Origin of the sequence: Methylomonas sp. EFPC1 (assembly GCF_016925515.1) — a bacterium.
GTDB lineage: Bacteria > Pseudomonadota > Gammaproteobacteria > Methylococcales > Methylomonadaceae > Methylomonas > Methylomonas defluvii.
Genome location: NZ_CP070494.1, coordinates 1,783,300 through 1,801,210, shown reverse-complemented (window position 1 = coordinate 1,801,210; position 17,911 = coordinate 1,783,300). Strand labels below are relative to the sequence as shown.

General features: G+C 52.4%; 8 protein-coding genes. 3 read left to right on the top strand and 5 right to left on the bottom strand.

The genetic code is table 11. The annotated features are described in order from the left end of the window. Positions 1-11 precede the first annotated feature (11 nt). From JWZ98_RS08400 to JWZ98_RS08380, 5 genes are all read right to left on the bottom strand, one after another. A complete protein-coding gene (locus tag JWZ98_RS08400) occupies positions 12-2,315 on the bottom strand; it encodes a PAS domain S-box protein (RefSeq protein WP_205453948.1) in 2,304 nt (767 codons plus the stop codon). Positions 2,316-2,558: 243 nt separating this feature from the next. After that, positions 2,559-4,739 carry an EAL domain-containing protein gene (locus tag JWZ98_RS08395; protein ID WP_205453947.1) on the bottom strand — a complete coding sequence of 727 codons (2,181 nt, stop codon included), beginning with the start codon at positions 4,737-4,739 and terminating at the stop codon, positions 2,559-2,561. A gap of 17 nt (positions 4,740-4,756) precedes the next feature. Next, on the bottom strand, positions 4,757-6,610 hold the full coding sequence (locus JWZ98_RS08390; RefSeq protein ID WP_205453946.1) for an ATP-binding protein: 1,854 nt from the start codon (positions 6,608-6,610) through the stop codon (positions 4,757-4,759). A gap of 13 nt (positions 6,611-6,623) precedes the next feature. Continuing rightward, entirely contained in the window at positions 6,624-7,436 is an 813-nt protein-coding gene (locus JWZ98_RS08385; protein WP_205453945.1) for an HDOD domain-containing protein, read from the bottom strand. 42 nt (positions 7,437-7,478) lie between these two features. Beyond that, entirely contained in the window at positions 7,479-8,411 is a 933-nt protein-coding gene (locus JWZ98_RS08380) for a response regulator (protein WP_240348275.1), read from the bottom strand. Between the two features lie 347 nt (positions 8,412-8,758). Between JWZ98_RS08380 and gspE the strand changes: the two genes are divergently transcribed. The 3 genes from gspE (at position 8,759) to JWZ98_RS08365 (ending at position 17,873) form a co-directional block, all read left to right on the top strand. Continuing rightward, entirely contained in the window at positions 8,759-10,465 is a 1,707-nt protein-coding gene (gene gspE, locus JWZ98_RS08375) for a type II secretion system ATPase GspE (protein ID WP_205454414.1), read from the top strand. A 145-nt stretch (positions 10,466-10,610) separates the two neighbouring features. Further along, positions 10,611-16,328 (top strand): autotransporter-associated beta strand repeat-containing protein, encoded by a 5,718-nt coding sequence (locus JWZ98_RS08370; protein WP_205453944.1) that lies wholly within the window; start codon positions 10,611-10,613, stop codon positions 16,326-16,328. A gap of 327 nt (positions 16,329-16,655) precedes the next feature. Further along, the gene (locus tag JWZ98_RS08365; RefSeq protein WP_033159577.1) at positions 16,656-17,873 is read left to right on the top strand and encodes a type II secretion system F family protein; all 1,218 of its coding nucleotides are present in this window, start codon (positions 16,656-16,658) and stop codon (positions 17,871-17,873) included. Positions 17,874-17,911: the final 38 nt, after the last annotated feature.

The following is a 17,911-nucleotide window of genomic DNA, read 5'->3' as shown; positions in this document are numbered from 1 at the left end:
GCCCCTCCCGCTTAACAAGTTTTAGTAAAACGCAGAGTAAAGGTGGATCCGTTTGTCCGATCCAGGCTCATCTGTCCCATGAGTTGATTGGTCAAGGTATCAACCAATTGCAGACCCAGCGAGCTGCTTTTTTTGAAATCCATTTCGCTGGGAAGGCCGATGCCGTTATCGGAGATTATCAGGATGTATTCGCCTTGCTCCTGTGTGAAAGCAATGCCGATTTCGCCGCGCCGATCTCCGGGAAATGCGTACTTAATGGCATTGGACAGTAATTCGTTGATGATCAGGCCGCAGGGTATCGCGGTATCGACATCGAGAAACACATTGTCTATCTTCATGTTGAGCTTGAGCTTGTCGGAATATGCGCCGTAGCCGAACAGCAAATTGTCGGATAGGCTACGAATGTATTCGTTGAAATCTATCCTGGCCAAGTCTTTGGATTGATAAAGTTTTTCATGTAACAAGGCCATGGCTTTGATGCGATCAGCACTTTGTTTGAGTAAATCGGCGGTCTCCGGACTCGTTACATTGCCGGCTTGGAGGTTGATCAGGCTGGACACCACCTGTAGGTTATTCTTGACCCGGTGATAGACCTCCTTAAGCAACATTTCTTTCTCGTTGAGGGTTTGTTTCAGCTTATCGTGGGCACTCTGGCGCTCGGTAATGTCAACGATGGAGCTGAGGACGATGATGCCGTTATCGTCATCGATCAGACCCAGGCCGATTTCGACCGGAAATTCGGTGCCGTCCTTGCGTAGCCCGTACAGATCGCGTCCGGCTCCCATCGGCCTCGAAACCGGATCGGCTAGGTAGGCCCGGCGGAAACCGACATGTCCGTCGCGAAATCGCTCGGGAATCAACATCTCCACCATTTGCCCGATCAGTTCGGTTCGCGCGTAACCGAACGATGCTTCCGTTTGCGCATTCACCATCACGATGGTGCCGGACTCATTCACCATCACGATGGCATTCGGCGCCGACTCCACCGCTTGCCGGAATCGTTGTTCCAGGCGCTTGCGCTCGGTAATGTCGACGATCGAACTGAGCACCAGGGTTTCTTCATGGCTTTCGATCAGACCCAGGCCGATTTCGACCGGAAATTCGGTACCGTCCTTGCGTAGCCCGTACAGATCGCGTCCGGCCCCCATAGGCCTAGAAACCGGATCGGCAAGATAGGCCCGGCGGAAACCGATATGTCCGCCGCGAAAACGTTCCGGAATCAACATCTCCACCCTCTGCCCAATCAGTTCGGTTCGCGCGTAACCGAACGAGGCTTCCGTTTGCGCATTTACCATAACAATGGTGCCGAACTCATTCACCATCACGATGGCATTCGGCGCCGACTCCACTGCTTGCCGCAACCGCTCCTCACGTTGTTTATGTTCGGAAATATTGTCATGGATTACGATAAGCCGGGCTAAGTTCTGGTCGGGAAACAGGATGACTTTCCCTGCAAACCAGAGCTGACCGGAACCGGTGCAATATGGATATTCAAGCGAAAAACGGGATAAAGTGCCGTTCAAAACCGACCTAATACCCTCTGCGAACACCTTTCCGCCTCTATCGTTGGTCAGCCCGGTGTCCAGCAGGGCCAGATAATTTTGTCCGGGTTGAAGGCTTGCTTTATCCCCGGCGTATGCCTGATCGAAATCAAGCCAAGGCCTGCTGACTTTCAAGATATTGGCAGCTCCATCCAACACACAGTATTGTTTTGACAAGGAATCCAATATGGCGCCGTTAAAATGTTCGGCGTTGTGTGCTGTATCTTGCCGGCCCAAGTCAGCCGGCAAGGCTTGGGCCGTGGGTTTTTCCAGGATGTCCGACCGGCTTTTTTCCTTCTGTCTGCGCGCCAAGGCTGCACCGACTTGGCGAGCAAGAAGCTTGAGGCCCTCAAGTTGATTGACGCTTAACGCTCGTTGCACAACGTCGAACACACAAAGTACGCCTAATGCTTCACCAGTGGGAATTAGAATCGGGCTGCCCGCATAGAAACGGATATGCGGCTCGGAAACCACTAGGGGATTGGCCGCGAAGCGACTGTCATGCTCGAGATGCGGTACAACCAACACATCCAGGTGTGATAGGGTTGGTGTACCGAATCCGCAGTCTCTGGGTTGTTCGCTGGCCGCTATGCCCTTTTTGGCTTTGAACCACTCGCGGTCACTATCGACCAGTGTGATCACCGCAAAAGGCGTATCGCACATTAGTGCCGCCAGCCGGACAATGTCGTCAAAGTTTGATTCGGGGGGCGTGTCGAGGATGCAGCATTCGTGCAGCTTTTGTATCCGCAGAGTTTCAGCTTTCGATTCAAGCATAGCGAGTACCCCACCTCGGTTTAGACACTAGGCCTAATCATAATCTATAATTCAAAGTCAGGTGCTAATGTCGGTAAGGTAAAAATAGTCTCCTGGGGAACATGCGGGCAGTCCGCCGAATGGCATTCATTATCGGTTTTTGTGCTACAAAAAACTTTTATTTGCCAAAGTTACGCGGCTTATTTCATGATCATTAGATGAAAAATCCCGTTATCCGAGAGTAAGCGAAATTGGCTGTCCCGATCAGTTGGTTTTTTTCAGCAGTTGCTCAGCTTCCGAAGCCGGCAACGGTCGGCTAAAGAAATAACCCTGAATTTCATCGCAGCCATTCCGCGCCAAAAAATCCATCTGTGCCTGTGTTTCAACCCCTTCGGCTACCACTTTAAGTTTAAAGTTGTGCGCCATCGCAATAATGGTCAACACTAAAGTAACATCGCCCTCTCCCAGCGGAATATCGTTGATAAATGCCTTGTCTATTTTAAGATTATCGAAGGGAAATCGTTTTAAGTAGCTCAAACTTGAATAACCCGTACCAAAATCGTCCATGGAAATGCGAATGCCGATATTCTTTAGCCGGGTCAAAGTAATGGCTACATTATCCGGGTCTTGCATCACCGCGCCTTCGGTTATCTCCAAATCCAGAAAACTCGCGTCCAATCCACTTTGCCGTAAAACACGGGTAATAGTTTGATCAAACGTGGGACTATGCAACTGCTTGGGTGAAACATTGATCGCCATATTGATGGCGGGTAGTCCCGCCAACTGCCAAGCTTTAGCTTGCAAACAGGCCGTATGCAACACCCATTCGCCTATCGGCAGAATCAAGCCGGTATCTTCCGTCAATGGAATGAAGTGATCGGGGGGAATCAAGCCCTTTTCCGGATGGTTCCAGCGCAGCAAAGCCTCCATGCCGCTAATTTGTTCACTATGCAAATCGAACTTGGGTTGATAATAGACGACAAATTGCTCCAATCGTAAAGCTTGGCGCAAGTCTTCCTCCAGCATCAAACGCTGCATAAGGCGTTGGTTAAACGCTTGAGTATAAAAACTAAAGCTATTCCTACCCTTATCCTTAGCGTCATACATGGCGGTATCCGCATGCTGAAGCAGGGTCTCTTTGTCCGCCCCGTCTGCAGGATAAAAACTGATGCCGATACTTACCCCCCCATGCAGGGTGTGCCCATTGAGCTGTAGAGGCTGCGAGATTTCGGTAATGATTCGCGCCGCGATCAAAGCAGCATCATCGGTTTTAGCGATGCTTGGACATACACAGACAAATTCATCGCCGCCATATCGCGCTACGCTATCGCAAGCTCGGACGCAATTCAGCAGTCGCCCGGCAATGATTTTTAGGAACTCATCCCCCACCGAATGTCCCATCGTGTCATTGATGACTTTAAAGTCATCGAGATCCATAAAAAACAGGCAGAATACTTTGTGCTCGCGTTGCGCGGTACTGATGGCGTTATTTAGACGATCATTAAGAAGATTGCGATTGACCAGCCCGGTTAGATCATCATAGTTGGCTCGATATTCCAACTGTGCCTGGTTGGATTTGAATTCGGTAATATCGTCGACGATGGCGACAAAGTGCGTCACTTCATCGTTGGCGTTTTTGATTGGCGCGATAGCCAGTTCATTCCAGAACAACGAGCCATCCTTGCGATAATTACGGATAACGGCATAGCCGGTTGTCTTCCGGCGAATTGCAATTCGGAGACTCTCCAAGCCAGGCTGATCATGATCCTCGCCCAGCAGAAACGAAAGGTTTCGGCCAAGTACTTCCGCTTTGTCGTAACCGGTAATGCGTTGAAACGCCGGGTTGGCATAAACAAGGGGATTGCCGGCTTGTCTGGCATCGGTAATGGTGATGCCATTGCGTGCAGCTTCAATGGCTTGATTGTGGAGCAACAGGGTTTTATTGGCTTGCGCCAGCTCTGCTGTACGTTGTTCGACTTTTTCTTCCAGATGTTCGTTGATGGCTTTCAGTGCATCGTTCTGTTGCCGGATGATAGCCGATAAGCGTTCCTGTTCTTCACGCAAACGTTTTTCTTGCAGTGCGTTATGAATCAATAGTTTTAATTCTTCGCCATTCCAGGGTTTCGTGCAATAACTGTAAATCCGGCCTTTGTTGACCGCTTGGATAGTCGATTCTAAATCGGCATAGCCTGTTAACAATATACGCACGGTATCCGGCCATCGCTCAAATGCTTGAGCGAAAAATTCGGCGCCGCTCATTGTCGGCATCCGCATATCGCAAACAATTAAGTCAACCGTATGCTCGCGCAAAACCGTCAAGCCCTCCGCACCGCCCTCCGCAAGATAAAGCGTGTAATTTTCATTCCGAAACAGTCGATGCAAGGCTTTGAGCACATTGGTGTCATCATCGACAAACAGTAAAGCCGCCCGCCGATCATTAGTCATTGGTGATGGCGGCAAATTCATAAGTCGACCGGCTGTTCTTTTTTTGGCAATACCACGCGAAAGGTGGTGCCTTCGCCGATCCGGCTGTCTACCTTAATTTCGCCCTGGTGCTTTTTAACGATGCTGTAGGAAACGGACAGCCCTAATCCCGTTCCTTTGCCCACCGGTTTGGTGGTAAAGAAAGGGTCGAAAATTTTATTGGCGTGCTCGGGCAAAATACCTTGCCCCGTATCGCTGACCTCAACCCAAAGGGTGCCGTTTTCGCTGCCGGTACGGATGGTGATCGTACCTTCCTTTTCAATGGCGTGGGCGGCGTTGACCAGCAAATTCATAAATACTTGATTCAACTGATGCGGCAAACACCAGGCACGCGGGATGTCCCCGTATGCTTTGACCACACGGGCTTTGTATTTGATTTCGTTATTGACGATATTCAGTGTGCTATCCAGGCAGTCGTGCAAATTCGTCCATTGCCACTCGTCGGCACCGCCAGCATGCGAAAAATCCTTGAGATCCTGAACGATTTTTTTGACGCGCGACGCCCCCTCGTGAGACTCAACCAATAAATCGAGCACATCGGTTTTTAAAAAAACCAGATCGATTTGCTGCTTGAAATCCTGAATTTGCCGAAGTTGTTCGCCGTCGGCGCATTCCCCCTCAGTTTTTTCATATTTTTCCACCAACGCCAGCAAATCTTCCACGTAGGTTTTCAATGAAGTGAGATTGGAGTTGATATAGCCGATAGGATTGTTGATTTCATGCGCGACACCCGCCGCCAATTGGCCGATAGAAGACATTTTTTCGGACTGTACCAATTGCTGCTGGACTTCTTGTATGGTGTCGAGGGCTGTCTGTAATTCCTGATTGCGCTGTTTCAGCAAGTCTTCGGCATTTTTATGCTGGGTAATATCCACAGTGATGCCGTCGATGCGTACCGGTGAGCCGGCATCATCGCAAACAGCGCACATGCGATGAAACAACCAACGAAGCCCGCCATCGGGGCGGTGAATACGATAGATGACTTTCTGGATACTGTTAGTCTTTAAATCGGCCAGACTGGCTTCCACCTGCTTTCTATCAATCGGGTCAATAATATTCAGCCATAGCTGCGGATCATTTAAAAAATCCTCGACCGGCCGACCGGATACCTCAGTGGCGGCCTTGTTGAGATACAGCAATTTCATCGTGACCGGCTCCATCGACCAGACCACGCTATCCAGTGAATTTAAAATGTCGTTGAGGCGTTTTTCCGACTCATTCAAGCGTTTGTGAGCCTCTATTAATTGCTGGTTGGCATTGGCATAGCGTTGATTTGCGTTGGCAAGCTGCTGGATGCGCTTGCGTTGATCACCATGTAACCTAATGTTGTCGATCACGAGCGTGATCGGATTAACTAATTTTTGTCCGTGGTCTAAATCCGCTCCCGTGTAACTACACTCATCGTTAAAACTGTTGACCGATAATGCGCCAATCAAGCGCTGGCCTATCTGCAATGGCCAGCACATGGAGGCAACCGGTATGCGGGTTTTGGTTTTGGGTGGGTAGCGGAGAAAGCGCGAGTCTTTATTGATATCGCCCTTGATCAATAGCGCCTGCTGGTTGGCCAATACCCAAGCTATCACGCCGTTGCCATTGGGTATCGCGCTGCCGACACATTCCTCAGGCAAACCGAGCGCAGCGACTATGGTTAAACAGCTGCTGTCTTCGCCTTCATACAAGACTAATGAGCCGGTATCGGCTCTAAATCCCTCTACAATATGACGCAGTAATTTTTCGAATATCTTGTTTGTATCCTCTTCAAACGCATCGGATTGCCCTAATTGGTAGAGGTTATAAATCCAGTCCCATTGTTGCGATTCAGTTAATAACATAATGCTCCCGAATTTATAGACTGGCGACGACCTGATTGGCGAATTGTTGACTAGAATTAGCCCAGTCTATGGCTTGGTCAAGAGGAATGTTCAGCATCTCAAGTATCTGCACAATAGACTCCGGATACTCAAAAGCCTGGTCGTCGCGTTGTTTGGCAAGTACCAGAAAATTGGCCATATGGATCATCAATTCTAAAGATTTCCCTTCATCTTGCCCGCGTGGGATTTCGTGCTGTTCGATAGCATGCTGAATCGCCATCGGTAAATTCCAATGCTTTGCGACATTGCAGCCGATCTCGGCATGATCAAACCCCAAAACGTGCCGTTCCGCTTCAATTCTATTGAGATGTTGCCGCGTAGTAATACGGCTAAAATCGTCTGGAAATAACAAAACAATGGCCAGCAGCCCGATGTCATGCAGCAATCCCGCCGTAAAGGCAATATCCTGATCCATACCGGTATGAATCGCCAATTGTCGAGCACACTCCGCGACTGCCATGCTGTGATGCCAAAACTGTGAGTAGTCGAAATCTTGGCGGTCCAACCGAAACAGGTTCATAAAACCAAGGCCTAACAACAGGTTTCTTACCCGGTTAAGCCCCAACACCACCACCGCTTCCTGCAAAGAACCAATTTCTCGAGACCTACCGTAAAAAGGCGAATTGGCGACGCGCAAAATGCGTACCGCCATGTGTGGGTCTTGACTAATTTTGTTGGCGAGATTGGACAAGTTTTGCTTGTCGGCCGTGAACTGCAAGGCATCCATGATTACAGTGGGTAAGGACGGCAAATCAGCCAGCAGGGTCGCTTGGGATTTCGTATTCATGTCGGCAAACTCCACCTCTGTACTTTTCTGAGACAGTCAAGGTTATGTCTTGACTGACGAAAGCGCCACTATAGTGCCTTTTGATTGACTAAGTTCACCCATTGGGCTTATCCACACGTAAAGGGTTTTACTATTGCCTAAATCTAAGCAGCTGCCGTTAAATTCTGCGGCAGTTTCAGAATCCTTGGTTTGCTGTAATACATGCAATAAGGGGGCGGGCAAAACACTCTCTGCTTGCAGGCCAAGCAAGCATTCGTTGGGATAACGCTGGAATAGCGAGTCCGCAAGTCGATTGGAAGAGGCGATCATGTGTCGTTCATCAAGGCCAAGAATAGCCAACGGCAAATGCTCAAGTATTTCCTGAGATATTTCCAGCATTTTAATGTTATGTACGATTTCACGGGTTTTTTGCATCACTTGTTGTTCCAAACTTTGATTAAGTCTGGCAAGTAAATCGTTTGAATGTTGGAGCTCTCGAGTCAGCCGTTGATTTTCCTGTTCCATTTCATGATATTCAAACGCTTCGCGAACGTTCTTACGCAGCAACTCGTCATCCCACGGCTTAGTCATAAATCGGTAAATCGCCCCTTCATTGATGGCGCCAGTCACCGATTCAAGATCGGTAAAGCCGGATAACACCACCCGTACGGTTTTTGGATAGAGCTCTTTAACTTTGCGCAAAAATTCCACACCGCTCATCTTAGGCATACGCTGATCGGATATGATCAGGGCTATTTTATGATCGACAAGTAAATCAAGCGCTTCTTCCGCACCATTGGCAGTGAGTATGCTGTAGCCATCTCTGCGCAACGTACGTTTCAGCGCATTAATAATGTTCGGTTCGTCGTCAACCAATAGCAACGTTCTAGGGGGGTGCGTACTTTCTGCCATAGCCGTATATTTACGTTTTGTTGAGCTTGTCATGGATTGTATCGGCAATACCCGTTTGGTCAAACGCTTCAAATGATCTGACATCTGAATTTATATAAGGATGGCTACAGACATTTGCTTTTGACAAAGGTGCAGGCAGGTATAGGGGCGATGCCAAGCCATTGGGGCTTGCCATCATGATCAACCTACCAAGCAATTGATCAGTATTTAACCGTCAACTCACCATGGTGCGATCTGACAAAAGCGGGAACCCAAGGGCGTCAAAATCCCCAACACTCGCCACCCCAAAAACAAGAAACTGTTCGAGCAGCGCCTCATTCCCTCTCTAACGCGGCGCAAGAGTCACCATCCCATAAACAATTACTGCCGGACTGAGTGGAAAATCGCTACAATGCGCCCGAGTTCTGCAAGTTTAGGCCGACACAGTGAACATGGAAACCGTGGAAAACCCCGAAAAATACGCCGCCTTTCTCAGCTTGTTAAAAAGGAAAGGTAAGCTCTCCGACAGCGATTTGAGTAAAGTCCGCCGCATGCAAAAATCGGCATTGGACGACTCCGTGCCGCAACTGCTGATCAAACTGGGTTTGTGTTCGGACAGCGACATCGCCGGCAGCTTCGCCGAAGCCAGCGGGATTGCTCGCGTAGGTCCGGCACAGTACCCGCCGCAAACGCCACTGCCGGATAGTGTTTCACAGCGTTTTTTAAAGCAATACCATGCCGTAGGTCTGACGGCGGACGACGAACAGATCCAAGTCGCGGTGATGGACCCGGAAGATGAATATGTGACGCAAGCGCTGCAACTCGCCACCGGTAAACCCATTAAATTGCAAATCGGCCAACTTTCGGAAATCGACGCCGCGCTGGAATTGCAATACGGCGAAGGCAAGTCGCAAATGGACAAGCTGATGGACAACCTCAATGTCGAGGAAGAAGGCAGCGAAGACCTTGAACATCTGAAAGACCTGGCCAGCGAAGCGCCCATCATCAAAATGGTGAACTTCATCCTGCAAAAAGCCGTGGAAAGCCGCGCCTCGGACGTGCATATCGAACCGTTCGAGCAAAGCCTGAAAGTGCGTTTACGCATCGACGGCGTGTTGCAGGACATCGACTCGCCGCCGGTGGCTTCCACCGCCGCCGTGCTGTCGCGGATCAAGATCATGGCCAAGCTCAATATCGCCGAACGCCGCCTGCCGCAGGACGGCCGCATCAAACTGCAAATGATAGGCAAGGAGCTGGATTTGCGGGTTTCCACCATTCCTACCCTGCACGGCGAAAGCGTGGTGATCCGCTTGCTGGACAAGGAAAACGCGGTACTGGATTTCGAAACCCTGGGCTTCGTCGGCAAACAGGCTGAACGCTTCATGGAAGTGCTGGCCCAACCGCACGGCATTTTGTTGATCACCGGCCCGACCGGTAGCGGTAAATCCACCTCTCTGTATGCGGCTTTAAAAACCCTGAACACCTCCGAGCGCAAGATTATCACGGTCGAAGATCCGGTGGAATATCAGCTGGAAGGCATCAACCAGATTCAAGCCAAACCGCAGATCGGTTTAACCTTCGCTTCGGCCTTGCGCTCCATCGTCCGCCAAGACCCGGACGTGATCATGATCGGCGAGATGCGCGACCTGGAAACCGCCAAGATCGCCGTGCAATCGGCGCTGACCGGTCACTTGGTGCTGTCCACGCTGCACACCAATGATGCCGCCGCTGGTGTTACCCGTTTACAGGACATGGGCCTGGAAGAATACCTGCTTAGCTCGACCATCAACGGTATCCTGGCCCAGCGTCTGGTCCGCCGCCTGTGCCCGCATTGCAAACAAGCCCACCCAGCCTCGGACACGCTGATCGAAGAAATGAAACTTAGACAGTGGCAACCTACCGGCGAAATCCTGCTGCACAAACCAGTCGGCTGTCCGACCTGCAACGGCATCGGCTACAAGGGTCGCTTGGCAATCATCGAATTTTTGACGATGACCGACACGATACGCAAGCAAATCATGAAGCACGAAGAAGCCTTCGTGATCCAACAGACTGCCATTCAGGAAGGCATGCAAACCATGTACGAAGACGGCGTCGGCAAAGCCTTGCAGGGCATCACCACCTTAGAAGAGGTATTAAGGGTAACGACCGAAGCTTGAGCCGTTTAATCGGCGCCCGACAACAAACTTTCGTTGATCTAAACCTAGAAAGGCTTTGAATAACAAAGCCAACATACCGCATAACAAATAGCGTCAAGTGGAATATGACTAAAACCCACTTTTTAATCAACATCATGGATTCAAGATGTGCCAATCGCCAGCCGAGTCTGCAAATAATCCACCGATAGCCAAACGACGTTCGCGCAGCGTCGGTGCCGATGCCTCTTGCGCTTTCTCGGCGTTGCTGATCGGATTTTTTTCAACTGCCGACGCTGCCGTTTGTACCTGGCAAGGTGGGGATGATATTTGGTCTACGCCCGCTAACTGGTCATGTGCCGCAAGCCCCGGAGCGGCCGATGATGCGGCTATCAATGTCGGCCAAAATGTGGCTCTTGATATTTCGCCCACTGTGGCAAATTTCAGTTTGGCGCATACTGGGGCGACTTTGAGCGGTGCCGGCACATTATCCTCAACCAACGACTTTGATATGCAAGCCGGCACGGTCAGTGCGGTATTGGGCGGCAGCGTCGGATTGACCAAAACTACTGCCGGCACCGTGACACTCAGCGGGGCGAATACCTACACCGGCAACACCCAAGTAAATGCCGGCACGTTAGCCTTGGGCGCCGGCGATGTGCTTGCCAATGCCTCGAGTCTGGTCGTCAACGGCGGCACTTTTGATTTGGGTGCGAACAACGACACCGTCGCCAGCGTGCAATTACTGGCCGGTTCGATTACCGGTACCGGCACGTTAACGTCAACCAGCGACTTTGATATGCAAGCTGGCACGGTCAGCGCGGCGTTGGGCGGCAGTGTGGGCTTGAATAAAACCACCGCCGGCACCGTGACACTGAGCGGGGCGAATACCTACACCGGCAACACCCAAGTCAATGCCGGCACGTTGGCCTTGGGCGCCAGCGATGTGCTTGCCAATACGTCCAGTCTGGTCGTCAGCGGCGGCACCTTTGATCTGGGCGCAAACAGCGACACCGTCGCCGGCGTGCAATTACTGTCCGGTTCGATTACCGGCTCCGGCACTCTGACGTCGAACAGCACGTTTGATGTGCAATCCGGCACGGTCAGCGCCAAGCTAGGTGGCACCAATATCGGTCTAAACAAAACCACCGCCGGCACCGTGACGCTGAGCGGCGCCAATACCTACACCGGCAACACCCAAGTCAGCGCCGGCACGTTGACCTTGGGCGCCAGCGATGTACTTGCCAATACCTCCAGCTTGATCGTTAATGGCGGCACTTTCGATCTAGGCGCAAACAGCGACACCGTGGCCGGCGTGCAATTACTGTCCGGTTCGATTACCGGCACCGGCACGTTAACATCAACCAGCGACTTTGATATGCAAGCCGGCACGGTCAGCGCGGCGTTGGGCGGCAGCGTGGGCTTGAACAAAACCACCGCAGGTACCGTGACGCTGAGCGGCAGCAATACTTACACCGGCACCACCCAAGTTAGCGCCGGCACATTGGCTTTGGGCGCCAGCGATGTCATCGCCGACGCCTCCAGCCTGGTCGTCAGCGGCGGCAGTATCTTCGACTTGGGAGCTAATAACGACACGGTGGCCGGCGTGCAATTACTGTCCGGTTCGATTACCGGCACCGGCACCTTGACTTCGACCAGCACGTTTGATGTGCAATCAGGCACGGTCAGCGCCAAGCTAGGTGGCACCAATATCGGCCTAAACAAAACCACCGCCGGTACCGTGACGCTGAGCGGCAGCAATACTTACACCGGCACCACCCAAGTCAGCGCCGGCACGTTGGCCTTGGGGGCCAGTGACGCGCTTGCCAACACCTCCAGCTTGATCGTCAACGGCGGCACTTTCGATTTGGGTGCGAACAACGACACCGTCGCCGGCGTGCAATTACTGTCCGGTTCGATTACCGGCACCGGCACTTTGACTTCTACCAGCACGTTTGATGTGCAATCAGGCACGGTCAGCGCCAATTTAGGCGGCAGCGCGGGCTTGAGCAAAACCACCGCAGGAACCGTGACGCTAAGCGGCAGCAATACTTATACCGGCACCACCCAAGTCAGCGCCGGCACCCTGACCTTGGGCGCCGGCGATGTGCTTGCCAATACGTCCAGTCTGGTCGTCAACGGCGGCACTTTCGATTTGGGTGCGAACAACGACACCGTCACCGGCGTGCAATTACTGTCCGGTTCGATTACCGGCACCGGCACTTTGACGTCTACCAGCACGTTTGATGTGCAATCAGGCACGGTCAGCGCGGCGTTGGGCGGCAGCGTGGGCTTGAGTAAAACCACCGCAGGTACCGTGACGCTAAGCGGCAGCAATACTTACACAGGCACAACCCAAGTTAGCGCCGGCACATTGGCTTTGGGCGCCGGCGACGCGCTTGCCAACACCTCCAGCTTGATCGTCAACGGCGGCACTTTCGATTTGGGTGCGAACAACGACACCGTCGCCGGCGTGCAATTACTGTCCGGTTCGATTACCGGCACCGGCACGTTAACATCAACCAGCGACTTTGATATGCAAGCCGGCACGGTCAGCGCGGCGTTGGGCGGCAGCGTGGGCTTGAACAAAACCACCGCAGGTACCGTGACGCTGAGCGGCAGCGATACTTACACCGGCAACACCCAAGTCAGTGCCGGCACGTTGGCCTTGGGCGCCAGCGATGTGCTTGCCAATACGTCCAGTCTGGTCGTCAACGGCGGCACTTTCGATTTGGGTGCGAACAACGACACCGTCGCCGGCGTGCAATTAACGTCCGGCTCGATTACCGGCACGGGCACTTTGACTTCGACCAGCGCGTTTGATGTGCAATCAGGCACGGTCAGCGCCAATTTAGGCGGCAGCGTGGGCTTGAGTAAAACCACCGCAGGTACCGTGACGCTAAGCGGCAGCAATACTTACACCGGCACCACCCAAGTCAGCGCCGGCACGTTGGCCTTGAGTGCCAGTGACGCGCTTGCCAATACATCCAGTCTGGTCGTCGACGGCGGTACCTTTGCTCTGGGCAGCCATAACGACACAGTGGCAGGCGTACGACTGCTGTCGGGGTCTATCACCGGCACCGGCACCTTGACCTCGAACAGTGCGTTCGATCTTCAATCCGGCACGGTCAGCGCCAATTTGGGTGGTGGCGTGGGTTTGAACAAAACCACTTCGGGTACGGTGACCTTGAGCGGCACTAACAGCTACACCGGTAACACACTGGTAGATGCCGGCGTATTGAATTTTACCGGCAACAATACCCACTCCGGCAATTTCACCGGCAACGGTACCTTGCAATTCGGCGCAGGCACGCAACAATTCAATGCCGGCACCAACCTTGGCACAGCCAATATCACTTTTAGCGGTGGGACCAATCTAGTCAACGCCGGCGTTGCGCTAACGGCCACCGATGCGGTGTTTAGCGGAGGGACAACTACTATCGCCGGCGATTATTCGGTAAGCAATTCCACGACGGTATCCGGCGGCACCGTCAATTTTTCGTCCGCGGCGACCAAGCAGCTCAATCTGGGTAGCACTTTTACCATAAACAACGGCACCGTCAATTTACAGCACACCAGCACCGAGGTGAGTCGTTACGTGCAGACTGGCGGCATATTATCGGGCCCTGGCGAATTAAGAGTGCAATCCGCAGTGCTTTCCGGGGGCGAGATGCGCGGCCCAGGTAGCTTGATTATCAGCGGCTCGGGAGGCTCCGCCAGCGACTTATTGCTGAACGGCAATTTCATCCTCAACAATCAATCGACGGTCATTAATTCCGGCAATGTGCGCGTGACCAGTAATGCCTCGTTTATCGGCAACGGCACTTACCGGCAAACCGCGGGCACTACCCGGGTAGACGGGGTTTGGAGCCAGGCTTTGACCGACATACAAGCCGGCAGCTTCGGCGGCAACGGCAGCGTCAGCGGTCCGGTCATCAACAATGGCACGGTCGGCATCGCCGGTTCGCACCTGACTTTGAACGGGCCGGTATCCGGCAGCGGTTCTTACGCCGGCATCGTGGACATAAACAACAGTTTCTCGCCGGGTCCGGGTGCCAATGGGCAAGGGATAGCGGCCATTGACGCCGCATCGGCTGATTTGATTTTCCGCCAATCCAGCAGCTTGAATTTGGAATTGGGTGGGGTAAACGGACAGTTGGTAACCGATTCGATTACTGCGCGCAGCATCGATATTCAAGGCGCAAAGCTTAACTTACAACGCTTGGCCAGCCAGCCTAACTTCTCGCCGCAACAGGCTTTTTCGCAGTCTGTGCTGTTGCAAACCACCAGCGGCAGCATCTCCGGAAATTTTAACCAAAGCATTACCTGTCCGGAAGGCTCCAGCGATATGTTTATATTTTCCAAGCAGGAAAAGCAGTTTTTGCTGACCATGGTGCCCAGATTGCCCAATCTGGTCCCCGCCGACGTGCAATCCTTGGCCAACGCCTTACAGCAAATAGACTGCAGTGCCTCAACCCCAACTAATCTGCAGAATCTATTGAACGGCTTGAAACCCTTTTTAGCAAACGGTAACGCCGATGCCAGCAAAGTAGACCAATTCATCAGCGCGTTGCGGCAAATCAGCCCTGGCCAAATCGCGGCGGAACAAACCGTATCGAACCAAATAGCCAAATTGCAGACCGGCAACATCACTCAGCGACTCGTCACCCTGAGGTCCGCAAGCGTCGGCGCCGGTTCCGCTTCAAGTTTCAAGTCGTCCCCCACGTTCAACACACCGGTAAGCAGTTCAATGGCTATCGGCAGCGCTCCGGGCGTTCTCAGCGCACCCAGCTCAGCCAACAATATCAGCTCACCGAATGCATCAAGCAGCATAAACACGCCTAGTAGTGCACCCAGTGCGCCCACCAGTTCAGCCAGTTCACCCAACACACCCAGTTCTAACGCTATCAACATTCAGGCTTCAACGCCGGAAAAAGACGGTCAATCCTCATCCAATGCCCCCTCCTCGGTCAGTATTTCCTTAAGCACGGATAACAACAACGACGGCACCGATCTTATCTCCGGCTTCAGCAATTTGGGCTTATTCATTAACGGCCAATTCGAATGGGCTGATAGAACCGCAACGGTCGTTCAACGCGGCTATGCGTCCTCGATGTCCGCGGTCACTGCCGGTGCCGACTATCGCTTGAGCAAACGGCTACTCTTGGGTTTGTCTGCCGGCTACGGCAGCAGCACGGCCCTGATTTCCCAACAGGGCGGCAGCCAAAGCATAGACGGGTACACCTTATCAGCCTTCGGCTCGTTAAACCTGACCGATAACTGGTACGTTGATCTGGTCAACAACCTGACTTATAACCAGTACGATTCCAAACGTGTCACACTTTATAACGATGCCAACGGCACAGCGATTAATGAAACGGCATCCAGCCAAACCGATGGCTGGCAAAATCGCACCAGCCTCAGTAGCGGTTACGACATAGCGGTAAAAGAATGGACATTCGGCCTTAGAGGCCGCACGGAATACGGTTACAACTTTGTCAACGGCCGCAAGGAACAAGGTGCCGATTTAGGTATGAACATGATAGTCGGCGAGCTGGACAACGAGTCGTTGAGCAGCAGTATCGGCGCGATGGTCTCGCATGCGCTGAGCACACCGGTGGGCGTGCTGGTTTCGCAAGTGAATGTCGAGTGGGAGCATCAGTGGTTCAACAAAAACTCCTTGATTACCACCCGCTTCGTTGATTCGCCTAACAATGCCTTTACCACCAACAGTTTTAGCGTCGATAAGGACTACATCAATCTGCGCGCCGGTTTATCCGCCCAACTGCCGTTTGGCGGCTCGGCGTTCGTGCAATACGACACCACCTTCGGCCAGGAGTACGTTTCCCGCCACGCCTTTAATGTCGGGATACGCATGGAGTTTTGAGATACGCCCGCAACTACTTTATAGTGGCGAGCATGTTTTGCCGACGGAATTAGGCCTCGCCAGACCGAATCTGCGTGATGATTAACCCGGCCCTTAAATACCCGGTCACCTTTATGCCCTTGGCTATCGAAGCGCATATCCGTCTGGGCTTAGATGAACTCAATTTGATCGGAATATCCGTGATCAATAGGGCCGGGCTAGTAACATGAAATGTGATAGACATATACACGCCACACAACGGTTATCGAGTATCCATGTTTTGGCATTGCAAAAACATTGCCGAGTACCAAAGCGCAAACCCAGCTAAAAAGCAAACTAAACAAATACATGCCTTTATTCTCCTACAAAGCCGTCAACAGTCAGGGTGTCGCCGAAGAAGGTGTGCGTAATGCTGCAGACGAGCAGGCCTTGCTGCTGGAATTGCAAAACCAGGGCTTGATTCCCATCCGCATTGAGTTGGCAAAAGATAAGACTTTTCTGGGTTTCAAACTAAAGTCTGCTACCGTCAAACTGTCGCAAAAAGAAATCGGTATGCTGACCGGCGAATTGGCGACCTTGCTGGAATCGGGTTTGCCGCTGGATCGGTCGTTAACGATTCTGATGCAGTTGACCGAGGAAAATCCGAAACTGAATAAACTAGTCGGCGAAGTGCTGGAAAAGGTCAAAGCCGGCAAGGCACTCGCCGATGCGTTGGAAAGCCAGAGCGGGGTGTTTTCCAAATTTTATCTGAACATGATCCGCGCCGGGGAAATGGGCGGCAATCTGGGCGGCGTGTTGCTGCGCTTGTCGGAATACATGGAACGTTCGCAGGAACTGAAAGACACGGTCAGCACCGCGTTGATTTACCCGGCCATTTTGTTACTGATGTCGCTGGCCTCATTGTTCGTAATGCTGACCTTTGTAGTCCCGCAATTTAAGGAAATGTTCGATAGCGCCGGCCGAGCCTTGCCGGTGCCAACCCAGATAGTGATCGGCCTGGCCGAATTTTTACAAAGTTACTGGTGGGTGTTGCTGATTGTTATTGTCGGCAGCGTGCAAACTATAAAATTGCAGTTGGCCGATCCGGCCGGCAAGAAAGCCTGGGACGGCCGGCTACTGAAGTTTCCGTTGTTCGGCGACATCATCCTGACCATGGAAATAGCCAATTTCAGCCGTACCTTCGGCACGTTATTGGGCAACGGCGTGTCGATTTTGAAATCGCTGGGCATCGTCCGGGAAACCGTCGGCAATATAGTCTTGGCCGATCTGTTGGAGCATGCCGAAGCCCAGCTCAAGCAAGGCCGGACCATGTCGGACGCCTTGGCCCAGCAAAACCTGTTTCCCAAACTGGCGGTGCAAATGATTAAAATGGGCGAGGAAACCGGCAAGCTGGAGGAAATGCTGATGCGGGTAGCCACCATTTACGACAAGCAGCTAAAGACCACCATCCAGCGGATGCTGGCGCTGTTGGAACCGGCCTTAATCATTTCGCTGGGCTTGATGATAGGCGGCATCATCGTTTCCATCTTACTGGCTATTTTGAGCGTAAACGATCTGGCGGTTTAGGCGCATGGGCGAATGAATTCGCCGGTACCATCCATTTT

Bases quoted from the DNA above. Each gene is read 5' to 3' on its own strand.
- JWZ98_RS08400 (WP_205453948.1), bottom strand. From the start codon at position 2,315: ATGCTTGAATCGAAAGCTGAAACTCTGCGGATACAAAAGCTGCACGAA.
- JWZ98_RS08395 (WP_205453947.1), bottom strand. From the start codon at position 4,739: ATGACTAATGATCGGCGGGCGGCTTTACTGTTTGTCGATGATGACACC.
- JWZ98_RS08390 (WP_205453946.1), bottom strand. From the start codon at position 6,610: ATGTTATTAACTGAATCGCAACAATGGGACTGGATTTATAACCTCTAC.
- JWZ98_RS08385 (WP_205453945.1), bottom strand. From the start codon at position 7,436: ATGAATACGAAATCCCAAGCGACCCTGCTGGCTGATTTGCCGTCCTTA.
- JWZ98_RS08380 (WP_240348275.1), bottom strand. From the start codon at position 8,411: ATGTCAGATCATTTGAAGCGTTTGACCAAACGGGTATTGCCGATACAA.
- gspE (WP_205454414.1), top strand. From the start codon at position 8,759: ATGGAAACCGTGGAAAACCCCGAAAAATACGCCGCCTTTCTCAGCTTG.
- JWZ98_RS08370 (WP_205453944.1), top strand. From the start codon at position 10,611: ATGTGCCAATCGCCAGCCGAGTCTGCAAATAATCCACCGATAGCCAAA.
- JWZ98_RS08365 (WP_033159577.1), top strand. From the start codon at position 16,656: ATGCCTTTATTCTCCTACAAAGCCGTCAACAGTCAGGGTGTCGCCGAA.